This window comes from Flavobacterium terrae (assembly GCF_900142035.1).
Taxonomy (GTDB): Bacteria; Bacteroidota; Bacteroidia; order Flavobacteriales; family Flavobacteriaceae; genus Flavobacterium; species Flavobacterium terrae.
The window spans coordinates 639133-651368 of record NZ_FQZI01000001.1; the positions used below are offsets into that span (position 1 = coordinate 639133).

The 12236-nt window shown below is 33.1% G+C and carries 8 protein-coding genes; 1 reads left to right on the forward strand and 7 read right to left on the reverse strand.

Annotated features, from left to right (window positions below):
- Positions 1-49: 49 nt before the first annotated feature.
- The 3 genes from BUC09_RS02900 to tyrS all read right to left on the reverse strand — a co-directional run bounded on the left by BUC09_RS02900 (position 50) and on the right by tyrS (position 7538).
- A complete protein-coding gene (locus tag BUC09_RS02900) occupies positions 50-1966 on the reverse strand; it encodes a S9 family peptidase (protein WP_073309037.1) in 1917 nt (638 codons plus the stop codon).
- A gap of 113 nt (positions 1967-2079) precedes the next feature.
- Positions 2080-6021: a reprolysin-like metallopeptidase gene (locus tag BUC09_RS02905; protein ID WP_073308503.1), complete on the reverse strand. Its 3942-nt coding sequence runs from the start codon at positions 6019-6021 to the stop codon at positions 2080-2082.
- Positions 6022-6227: 206 nt separating this feature from the next.
- Positions 6228-7538, reverse strand: coding sequence for a tyrosine--tRNA ligase (tyrS, locus tag BUC09_RS02910; RefSeq protein ID WP_073308505.1), 1311 nt, complete (start codon positions 7536-7538; stop codon positions 6228-6230).
- 133 nt (positions 7539-7671) lie between these two features.
- Between tyrS and BUC09_RS02915 the strand changes: the two genes are divergently transcribed.
- Positions 7672-8670: an NAD-dependent epimerase/dehydratase family protein gene (locus tag BUC09_RS02915; protein ID WP_073308507.1), complete on the forward strand. Its 999-nt coding sequence runs from the start codon at positions 7672-7674 to the stop codon at positions 8668-8670.
- Here the strand turns inward: BUC09_RS02915 and BUC09_RS02920 are convergent.
- The 4 genes from BUC09_RS02920 to BUC09_RS02935 form a co-directional block, all read right to left on the reverse strand.
- Entirely contained in the window at positions 8639-9367 is a 729-nt protein-coding gene (locus BUC09_RS02920; protein ID WP_073308509.1) for a CPBP family glutamic-type intramembrane protease, read from the reverse strand. The two genes, BUC09_RS02915 and BUC09_RS02920, sit on opposite strands and share 32 nt — an antisense overlap.
- A gap of 299 nt (positions 9368-9666) precedes the next feature.
- Positions 9667-10107, reverse strand: a complete 441-nt coding sequence (locus BUC09_RS02925; protein WP_073308511.1) for a DUF4296 domain-containing protein — start codon at positions 10105-10107, stop codon at positions 9667-9669.
- A 4-nt stretch (positions 10108-10111) separates the two neighbouring features.
- Positions 10112-11449 (reverse strand): dihydroorotase, encoded by a 1338-nt coding sequence (locus BUC09_RS02930; protein ID WP_073308513.1) that lies wholly within the window; start codon positions 11447-11449, stop codon positions 10112-10114.
- Positions 11450-11458: 9 nt separating this feature from the next.
- The gene (locus BUC09_RS02935) at positions 11459-12184 is read right to left on the reverse strand and encodes a polyprenol monophosphomannose synthase (RefSeq protein WP_073308515.1); all 726 of its coding nucleotides are present in this window, start codon (positions 12182-12184) and stop codon (positions 11459-11461) included.
- Positions 12185-12236: the final 52 nt, after the last annotated feature.

Consider the following 12236-nt stretch of genomic DNA (forward strand, 5'->3'; position numbering starts at 1 on the left):
TTCTTAAGAAATAAAAAATCCCAAAACATTTGTTTTGGGATTTACTATTTTAAAGTGTTTCTTTTAACCACTTGAAAAATTCTCTTTGCCAAACCAATGCGTTTTGTGGTTTTAAAACCCAGTGATTTTCTTCTGGAAATAATAAGAACCTACTTTTGATTCCTTTTAGTTGAGCCGCTTGGAAAGCTTCTTGTCCTTGTCCAATTGGTACACGGTAATCTTTTCCACCTTGAATGATCATAATTGGGGTGTTCCAATTGTTTACAAAATTAATTGGATTGAATTCATTGTAAGTTTTTTGAGCAATTTTGTTTTCTTTTTCCCAGTAAGCACCACCTGAATCCCAGTTCGTAAAGAACACTTCTTCGGTCGTGCCATACATACTTTGTGTGTTGAAAATACCACAATGAGAAATAAAAGTTTTAAAACGATTTTTATGGATACCAGCTAATTGGAAAACTGAATAACCGCCGTAACTTGCGCCAACAGCACCTAAGCGAGTTTTGTCTACGTAAGATTCTTTTGCTACATCATCTATAGCTGTAAGATAGTCATCCATAACTTGACCACCCCAATCACCAGAAATTTGTTCGTTCCATTTTACACCATGACCAGGCATTCCGCGACGATTAGGAGCTACAACCACATAACCTTGTGATGCAATAGTTTGAAAATTCCATCTAAAAGAATAGTACTGTGATAAAGCACTTTGCGGTCCGCCTTGACAATAAAGTAGTGTAGGATATTTTTTGTTGGCATCAAAATTAGGAGGAAGAATCACCCAAACTAACATTTTTTTTCCGTCAGTAGTCGTAACATATCTTTTTTCTGTTTTACAAAGGGCTAACTTGTTATAGATTTCTGTGTTTACATTTGTGATTTGATTCCAGATTTTCTTTTTTAAATCATAAGAAAAAACTTCAGAAGCATGATTCATGTCATTTCTAGCTACAATTACTTTGTCGACACTGAAGCCAATAATCTCTGTAACATCAAAATTCCCGTTTGTTATTTGATTTACTTTTACAGCAATTTTTGTTAAGCCTGGGAAGTTTACTTCAAATAGTTGTTTTGTGCCATCAACCGGTGCAATGAAATATACTTTTTTTCCATCAGGACTCCACTTGAAACTATCAACTGTACCATCCCAAGCAGCAGTAAGATTTATGTTCATTCCTTTAAAGTGAACTATGATATCATTTTTGTCGGCTTCATATCCATCTCGCTTCATTTGAAGCCATGTCAAGTTACCGTTAGGAGAAAATAAAGGATGTGTGTCGTAGCCTAAATTTCCTTCAGTTAAGTTTTTAGTTTCCTTAGTTTCTATGTTGTATTGGTATAAATCAGTATTTGTACTAGTAGCATATGCTGTTCCAGATTTTTTTTTGCAAACATAAATAATGTTTTTACTGTCTGGCGACCAAATATAATCTTCATCCCCTCCAAAAGGCTTTTGCGGAGCATCAAATAATTCTCCTTCCATTATATCAACTGGTGCTGCTAAACGTACATTAGGAGAAGGTACTCCACCAAAAAAAACATGATTGTATGTGCCGTCTCTCCAAGTATCCCAATGGCGATAATCTAATCCGTCATACACCTGAGCGTTTGATTTGTCTAATTCTGGATATACATCTTTCCCAAAAACATTACTTATCTTAACCTCTTGATGAGATAAAAGATACAATCCATCTGGAGAAATGTTTTTGTCAACAATTAGTTCTTTGTGTTCCGTTATTTCAGTTGGATTACCACCATTTACAGAAATCGTATAATACTTTGAGTTTGATTTGTTTTCTTCAATAGAAGGAGTTGCTACTTTGTAAACAATGTTTTTACCATCTTTTGAAATTCCCAAAGGAGTCACGCGTCCCAATTTCCACAGTAATTCTGGAGTCATGACTTCTTGGGCAATTGCTGAATTTATTCCCATAAGCGTTAAACTTAATAATGCTAGTTTTTTCATGTTTTCATTTTTTGAAAGAGATGCTAAATTATAAAATTTTATCACTCTTAGTTTCTTCTAATAAAAAAACGCCTTCATTTGGAAGGCGTTTTTGAAATTTGGTTTGTTTATGATTAGTTTTTGATAAAACGTTTTGTTGTTGAAGTACCATTGTTAGAAACTTCAATTACATAATTACCATTACTTAAACGAGAAACATCAATCGTTCCATTAGCAATTTTTCCATCTAAGATAATTTGCCCCATTAAATTAAAAACTCGGAAAGTTGCGTCTTCAGAAACTGAAGAGATGTTTAAGAAATCTTTAGTAGGATTAGGATATAATCTAATTTCACTAGTAGTATTTACAAATGAATTGTTTTCTTCCTCTCTAGCAGCAGCAGTAATGTTGATTGTGTAATCTTCCACTTGACCGTAAGAGAATGACTCACATGAAGTAGGTACACCGTTGTATTTCATCGAAACTCTCATTCTTGTAGCTCCTAAAGTAGCAGTAGAAGGGATTGTGAAAGTTCCAGAAACTGGAGTAGTTTTTGAAGCAGTATTTGTCCAAACTGTCTCACCTGGATCTGTAAATACACCATTTTGGTTGTAATCGATAAATACAGCATAACCTTCATTGTAAATAGTACCTGTCCATGTTGGAGTGATAGTGATTGTTTGAGATGACCCTCTTCCTGCATTTGTAGAAAGTGTTGTGAAATTCTCATAACCAGCAGTACCAGTAGAAGCATTGTTAATTGAACCAATTACAACTCTTCCAATTCTTTCGTCAGCAGTGTTGTTACCTTGTGATGTACAGTAAGTTAAAGATACTGAAGAAGTTGTTACATTAACAGTATTACTTGATGCAGAAACGTTACCAGCAGCATCTTTAGCTCTTACAGAGAAAGTATAAGCTGTTGATGCAGTTAAACCAGTCACATTATAAGTTGTTGAAGCAGTTGTTCCAATTATTGTTGCACCACGATATACATCATATCCAGTTACGCCTACATTGTCTGTTGAAGCAGTCCAAGATAAGTTTGTTGAATTTGTTGTTGTTCCAGAAGCTGTTAAGTTTGTTGGAGCTGTTGGAGCCGTTGTGTCAGCTGTTCCACCAGTAATGTTGATTGTGTAATCTTCCACTTGTCCATAAGAAAATGATTCACATGAAGTAGGTACACCGTTGTATTTCATCGAAACCCTCATTCTTGTAGCTCCTAAAGTAGCAGTAGAAGGAATTGTGAAAGATCCAGAAACTGGAGTTGTTGTAGAAGCTGCTTTTGTCCAAACTGTCTCGCCAGCATCTGTAAATACACCATTTTGGTTGTAATCGATAAATACAGCGTAACCTTCACTATAAACAGTACCTGTCCATGTTGGAGTGATAGTGATTGTTTGAGAAGAACTTCTTGCTGCAGATGTAGACAAACTTGTGAAATTCTCATAACCAGCAGTGCCAGTTGAAGCATTGTTAATTGAACCAATTGCAACTCTTCCAATTCTTTCATCAGCAGTGTTATTACCTTGTGATGTACAGTAAGTTAAAGACACTGAAGAAGTTGTTACATTAACAGTATTACTTGAAGCAGAAACGTTACCAGCAGCATCTTTAGCTTTTACTGAGAAAGTATAAGCTGTTGATGCAGTTAAACCAGTCACATTATAAGTTGTTGAAGCAGTTGTTCCAATTACTGTAGCTCCTTGGTATACATCATATGCAGTTACACCTACATTGTCTGTAGAAGCAGTCCAAGATAAGTTAGTTGATGAAGATGTAGTTCCAGAAGCAGTTAAGTTTGTTGGTGCTGTTGGTGCAGTTGTATCTACTACTGGAGCAGATGTCGTAACATTTACTGTGTTGCTAGCTGTAGAAACATTTCCAGCAGCATCTTTTGCTCTAACTGAGAAAGTATAAGCAGTAGAAGCTGTCAATCCAGTTACATTATAAGCAGTAGAAGCTGTAGTTCCAATTACAGTAGCTCCACGATATACATCATAGCCAGTTACACCTACGTTATCTGTAGACGCAGTCCAAGACAAGTTAGTTGTTGTTTGTGTAGTTCCAGATGCAGTTAAATTAGTTGGTGCAGATGGCGCTACTGTGTCTGTTGATCCGGCAGTAATTGTGAAATTTGTATTTGAAACATCAAAGAATATATGATTTGTTCCTTTTACCATTAATCTTGCAGTAGTTGAAGGTGTGTTAGGTATAGTTACAGCTTGTGTACCATCATTAGGAGTTGCCGCTAAAATTGTTGACCAAGTATTTCCTCCATCAGTTGAAATTAAAATATCAACATTAGCACAATTTACACCATTTGCGGTTGTACCAGCTACATTCCAAGTTACAGTTTGTGTAGATCCACCAGTATATGAAACAGCAGTGTTTGGAGCTGTTACAGCAAAAGGACCAGCAGTTACATTTACAGTAACAACCATGTCATCTGAATTATTTGCAGAACCACCAGCTCTATTGTCGCGAACAGTTAATCTGAAATTCATAGTTCTTGCAACAGATGGTACTGCTTCAACTGTGATTTCTGAACCAGCAGTTGTAGTAGCTCCAGCTAATACCGAAGACATTCTAGGGAAGTATCTTACTGGTGATGAACTAGAAGAATATGATCTAAAAGTAGGTCCAGAAGTTTTTGTAGCACTTGCTGCAGAACTCGCACCTGTCTGTGAGCTTGAAGCATTGTCAAATTGTTCCCAGTTAAAAGTTAATGCATCTCCATTTGCATCTGTTCCTGTTCCAGTTAACATGAAAGGAGTGCTTTTAGGAATAGTATAGTCAGCACCAGCATTTGCAGTTGGTACTGCATTTCCTGTTGCAGTATTTGTTTGACAAGTTTTTCCTTTAATATTGTTAGTTACCTGTTGGATACTAAAAGCATGGAAGTAAGCGTCTGAGTGTGGTTGAATATCTTGCGAAGTAATACCAGCATAACCCATGATTGACGATCCAGATCCTGGCTCCATATTTGCTCCAGTTCCTTCATTACTCATAGAGAATGTGTGGTTAGCACCAAATTGATGACCTAATTCGTGAGCTACATAGTCAATATCGAAATTATCACCTGATGGTATTCCGTCTGCAGGAGAGGTGTAGCCACTGCCTTTTTGACCATTAACACAGATACATCCAATACATCCAGCGTTTCCGCCACCACCTGAAGCTCCAAATAAGTGACCAACATCATAGTTTGATTCTCCGATTACTGAAGTTAAAGTAGACTGTAGTTGAGAATTCCAATTAGACATTTGTGATGACGCCGAATAAGGATCAGTAGATGCGCTTGTGTAAATTACGGCATCAGTATTTGCAATTAGAACCATTCTTACAGCAAAATCTTTTTCAAAAACACCATTAACACGTGTCATAGTATTATTGATAGCGGCTAACGCTAATGCTTTAGTACCACCAAAATAAGCTGTATATTCACCAGTAACTGACATTGCTAAACGAAATGTTCTTAATGTAGAGTCATCTGCATTAGGTCTTGCAGCTGTTCCAGCATTATTTAGATTTGGTTCAACTTTGTTTATTACTGAACATTCAAATGGTGTAAGGTTTTCTTTTTTGTCTGCCTTCTTATAAATGCTATATGTTTTTAAATCTTTTGAAAAAGGTTCAATAAATACAGCTGATTTATCTGGACTTAATACCATGGATTTAAATCCTAAAGGAGATAAACTTAAATAAGCTGTTGCGTTTGGATTCTCGATACCAATTCCAATATATGATTTTATTTCTGGATATCGAGCAGCAAGTTCTGGGGCAAAAATAGGATTTTCATATATTCTAAAGTGCTCAGTTTGACCTTCAGAATCAGGTAAAGCTAAAATTGTAGCCGAATTTTTTGAATTAGCATTTCTTAGAGGTGATTTAGATAAATTACTTTTTAAAGATGTTAAATCTAAATCGTAAAGATTGCTTTCTGGTAATTGCATTTTTGAGTCAAGAACTGTTTTATTGCCTTTTGTAGAACGACTCCAAAAAGAGCCTTTTTCCTGTGCAAAAACAGTACTTGTAACTACCAGTAATGCAACTGGAAGTAGTTTGAGTTTCATAAATAATTGGTTTTTAGTTGTTTATAGGTTACGAATATAATTGATTTTTAACATATTGCAAATTTTGTGTGAAAAAAATTAGATAACCCATAATTTTCTTTATAAAATTAACGATAATTTATACTTAAATTCATGTTTTGTTGAGGATGCCAAAAATAAAAAAACACCTTAATTAAGGTGTTTTTAAAAATGATCTTAAGTTTATCTTATCTTACTCTTACTACAAAATAATTCTTTTTACCTCTTTGTAAAAGAATGAACTGATTGTTGATTAAATCTTTATTAGTAACTGAATATTCTTCATTAACTTTTTCTTTGTTAACAGATATTGAATTTTCAGTTAACGCACGTCTTGCTTCTCCGTTTGATTTTAAGAAACCAGTTTTAGCATTTAAAACATCAACAATGTTAATTCCGTGTTCAATTTCATCACGAGATACTTCTGCTTGTGGAACTCCTTCAAATATTTCAAGGAATGTTTCTTCGTCCAAGCCTTTTAAATCATTAGAAGTTGAATTTCCAAATAGAATATTTGAAGCTGAAATAGCTTTTTCTAAAGCTTCTGTACTATGCACAAAAGTGGTTACTTCTTCAGCTAGTTTACGTTGTAAAACCCTTAAGTGAGGGGCTTGTTTGTGCTCTTCGATAAGTTTTTCAGTTGTTTCTTTATCTAAGAAGGTGAATATTTTAATGTATTTTTCAGCATCTTCATCTGTAGAATTTAGCCAAAATTGGTAAAATTTGTAAACCGAAGTTTTATCCGCAGTTAACCAAACATTCCCTCCTTCAGATTTTCCAAATTTCGATCCATCAGCTTTAGTAATTAACGGAGTAGTAAGTGCAAAAGCTTTTGCTCCTTCTGAAGAACCATCCGCATTTAAACGTCTTACTAATTCTGTACCTGTTGTAATATTTCCCCATTGATCACTTCCTCCCATTTGAAGCAAGCAATTGTATTCTTTATGTAAATGGTAAAAATCGTAACCTTGAATTAATTGGTAGGTAAATTCAGTAAAAGACATTCCTTCTCCAGCCTCTCCAGACAAACGTTTTTTTACCGAATCTTTTGCCATCATGTAGTTGACAGTGATTCTTTTTCCAACTTCGCGTGCAAAATCGATAAAAGAAAACTCCTTCATCCAGTCGTAGTTGTTTACTAAAATAGGAGCATTAGCATCTGAAGAATTAAAATCTAAGAATTTAGATAATACTCTTTTTATTCCGTCTACATTTTTAGCTAAAGTTGCTTCATCTAATAAATTTCTTTCGTCACTTTTTCCAGAAGGATCTCCAATCATTCCAGTTGCGCCTCCAACTAGAGCAATAGGTTTGTGTCCAAAGTTTTTCAGATGAACTAAAAGGATAATTTGAACCATACTTCCAATATGCAGTGAATCGGCAGTAGGATCAAATCCAATATAGGCTGTAGTTGCTTCTTTTAGCAATTGTTCCTCTGTTCCTGGCATACTGTCGTGGTATAATCCTCTCCACTTTAATTCTTCAACTAAATTTTTCATCTTAAATACAAATTTGCTTTGTCAATTTTGACAATTGTGATTTTTTGTGAGTGCAAAGATAAAATTTAAAGTTGATTTGCTTATTTGTTGATTTGGTTATTTGTCACTTTACAACTTTATTTATCTTTGGAATATGATTTTAGTAACTGGAGCAACAGGGTTAGTAGGTTCGCATTTGGTTTTGCATTTATTAGAGCAAGGCCATAATGTGAGAGCTTTGTATAGAACTGAAGAAAATATTGGCCGTGCTAGGCAGGTTTTTGACTACTATAAAAAAGGAGATTTGTTTTCTAAAATTAATTGGTTTCATGCCGATATTGTTGAGGTTCCTTCATTAAATGATGCATTTATAGGAATAGAATATGTTTATCATTGTGCGGCATTAGTTTCTTTTAATCCTGATGATGAAGATAAGCTTAGAAAAATAAATATTGAAGGAACAGCAAATGTTGTCAATTTTTGTTTGCATCAAAAGATTAAAAAGTTATGTTTTGTGAGTTCTATTGCTGCTTTAGGAGATTTGCTTGAAGGAGAAACAGTAGTTACAGAGTCTACCGAATGGAATCCTGAAGTTTTACATAGCGACTATGCAATTTCTAAATATGGAGCTGAAATGGAGGTGTGGCGTGGTCAACAAGAAGGGTTAGATGTTGTTGTTGTCAATCCAGGTGTGATATTAGGACCGTTCTTTTGGACCGAAGGTAGTGGTGAGATTTATCAAAAAGTAAAAAAAGGAATGCCTTTTTATACTAAAGGAGTAACTGGTTTTGTGTGTGTTACTGATGTGATAAAAGCTATGGTAACTTTGATGAACAGCGAAATTAAAAATGAAAAATTCACATTAGTTTCAGAAAACTTGAGTTATGAATATCTAGTTTTTAAAATTGCTAATTGTTTTAAAGTATCTGAGCCAAAAATTTATGCCAATAGATTTATAACTAGCTTTGGTTGGAGAGTTGATTGGTTAATGCATTTGCTTTTTGGAAAGAAAAGATTGTTGACTAAAAATATAGCTCGTTCTTTACACTCAATTGATATTTATTCTAATGAAAAAATATTGAAGGAATTAGATTTTGAGTTTTTGAAAATAAAAGACTGTTTTAAAAATTTGGATTTGATAAAGCAGTCATAATAAATGCTGGAGTGTTGAAAATTATATGCATTGCAATGCTCCAAATAATTCCGTTTTTTAGTCTTATATATCCTGTAAAAAAACCTAAGAGTGTTTGAGGTAAAACAAATATTATTGAGAGACCGATAAGATTTTTTGGAAGCATATCGTAAAAATTCCCAATATGGATTATTCCAAAAGTAATAGTAATTATATAAAAATATACCCAGTAATATTTTTTTATATTTTCATAAAACTCTTGTTTTTTTAAGATTAAAAAAACTGTAATAGTAATTAATACGATAGCTTTTACTATACTGTCAAAACTCGTCAAATTTGGATTTATAAAAACTTGAAGAATAAATATAAGGTAAAATAGGATAAAACAAAATATTACATTTTTTTTTATTAGGTTTAAAGGTTTTCGAAATATTATTTCTTCGATTATTACTGAAAGCAATAAACTGCTTGAAAAACCTAATAGGGTAGTATATTTAAAGTAATGATTATTTTGTTGCTGAAGAATTAATTTACTTATTGATAATCCGTATTTATGATTTATAAAAATATCGGTTAATTTAATTAAAATTAATATTCCAAAAAGTATAAAATACATTATAACTAAACTTATAGAAAAGGTAATTATTTTATCTTTTAAAGAATTATTTGGAACTAATTTTACTAATGAAGGTTTTAAAAAAAACTTAAAATCAAACATATAAATTATATAAGCACCATAGAAATATGTTTTTTCTACGGTGCTAAAAAAGTTAATTAAGGTTTTGGATAATAATGTGTAGTTGATTCAGCATAAATTTCAGCGGCAGCTTCTACTAATCCCCATCCAATTTGCCATGTACCAACATTCGCATTATGAAAAGCAATCAAATAATCTTTAATTCTTCTTTCTTGCTCTTCTTGTGTTTCAGTTTGAGATGATAAGTCATCGCCTACAAAATTAATTTTAATTCTTTTGCTTCTAAAGCATGAGCTTTAAAATTCTCTAAATTCTTAAAACTAATCAAAAGGGACGCCTTTTAGTTCTATGTGTTTTCTGGTTCCTTTTTTTAAAGAGTCTGTTACTTGTTTTTGTTTTTTATTGAAATCCTTTGTTGTTTGAGCGTCTACAATTTTCTTCTCCTTTTCTATTCTGCTAATAATATGTTCGTACATTAATTTGTATTCCTCAATCTTAGATGAATAATATTTGTTGTTTTCAATAAACTGCATACTATCAATTTTATACTTTTGGTAGATGTATGATTTAGGGTTAATGCTATTTTTTTTTAGTTCTTGAGGATTATAACCTTTTAATGCTTGAAGTAATGCTAAATCATACAAAATATTCTCCATTACCTCTTTTTCGATAAGTTTTTCAGGTTTTTGGATTTCGTTTTTAACAGTACATGATCCTAAAAGGAAAATAAACGAAATTAGTAGTACAATAGTTTTCTTCATTATCTTATCGATTAAATTCTAAGCGCTTTCCTTTTTTGATGTCTTTTACTTGGTCGTTTTCATAAACTAAAGTGCCATTTACAAAAGTATGGGTAATTTTTGAATTGAAAGTGTAATCTTCAAATGGTGACCAACCACATTGGTATAAAATATTTTCTTTAGAAACTGTCCAAGGTGAGTTAGGATTTACTATAGCTAAATCTGCATAATAACCTTCTTTGATAAAACCTCTTCTATCAATTTGAAAAAGTTTAGCAGGATTATGAGCCATTTTTTCGACTATTTTTTCAATAGAAATTTTTCCTTGATGGTGAGCTTCAAACATTGCTACTACTGAATGTTGCACTAATGGGCCTCCAGATGGTGCAGAAGTATAAGGGTTTTGCTTTTCTTCAAAAGTGTGAGGAGCGTGATCTGTTGCAATTACATCAATTCTGTCGTCAAGTAATGCTGACCAAAGGGCGTCTTTATCGGCTTGAGTTTTTACAGCAGGATTCCATTTTATTAATGATCCTTTTGTGTTATAATCTTTATCTGTAAACCATAAATGGTGAACACAAACTTCGGCAGTGATTTTCTTTTCTTCTAATGGGATGTTGTTTTGAAACAATTCCATTTCTTTTGCTGTCGAAAGGTGAAATATGTGCAATCTAGCACCTGTTTTTTTTGCTAATTCAATTGCTTTTGATGAAGATATATAACATGCTTCATCACTACGAATTAAATGATGGCAATTCATAGGGATGTCATCGCCGTATTTTTCTTTGTAAGTTGCTAGATTGTTTTTAATAGTTGTTTCATCTTCGCAGTGCACACAAATAATCATTTTTGTGTTTGAAAAGATTTTTTCAAGAATTTCTTCTCTATCCACTAGCATATTTCCAGTTGATGATCCTAAAAATATTTTTATAGCAGCAACATTTCTTGGGTTTGTTTTTAAAACTTCTTCCAAATTATCATTAGTTGCACCTATCATAAAAGAATAGTTAGCAAATGATGTTTGAGAAGCAATCTCATATTTCTGCTCCAAAAGTTCTTGAGTAACCGCATTAGGAACGGTGTTTGGTTGTTCCATAAAAGTGGTTACACCTCCAGCTACTGCTGCACGAGATTCAGAAGCTATATTTCCTTTGTGTGTTAAACCAGGTTCGCGAAAATGTACCTGATCATCAATCGCTCCAGGAATTAAAAAATTTCCTTCAGCGTCAATTACTTGGCAATTGTTTGGGATGTTGAGGTTGTTGCCTATTTGTTTGATGAATTCATTTTCAATTAAAATTTCGCTTTCGGTTATTTTTCCTTCATTAACAATTTTTGCGTTTTTAATTAAAATAGAGCTCATAGTTGTGTGTTATAGTTTGTTGAATATTTTTCGAAGACGAAGCATGATGACTCCTAAAATGGCCTCGCGAATGATTGCACCACTCATTTTAGATTCGCCTTTTGTTCTATCAGTAAAAATAATTGGAACTTCAAGAATTTTAAAATGATTTACATAAGTTCTGTATTTCATTTCTATTTGAAATGCATAACCAGTAAATTTTAATCGGTCGAGATTAATTTTTTCTAAAACTTGTCTTTGGTAGCAAACAAATCCAGCTGTAGCGTCTTGAATTTGCATTCCAGTTATCATTCTTACATATACTGATGCGAAGTAGGACATTAAAACACGGTTTAATGGCCAGTTTACCACATTTACTCCTGTAATGTAACGAGATCCAATCGACATTCCTGCATTTTCCTCTTTACAAGCTTTATATAGTTTTTCTAAATCATTAGGGTTGTGAGAAAAATCGGCATCCATTTCAAAGATGAATTCATAGTGATGTTGGATTGCCCATTTAAAACCGTGAACATATGCAGTTCCTAGACCAGCTTTTCCTTTTCGTTTTTCAAGATGTAAAGCATCAGGAAATTCTTTCTGAAGCTCAATAACTTTATCAGCAGTTCCATCTGGTGAATTGTCATCAACGATTAAAACATCAAACTTCTTTGGTAAAGACATAGTAGCTCGAATGATACTTTCGATGTTTTCAATTTCGTTATAAGTAGGAATTATGACTATTGAGTCCTGCATAATGTTAAAATTCTGATGCAAAAATAAACTTTTTAGTCGATGAGTTTCTTAA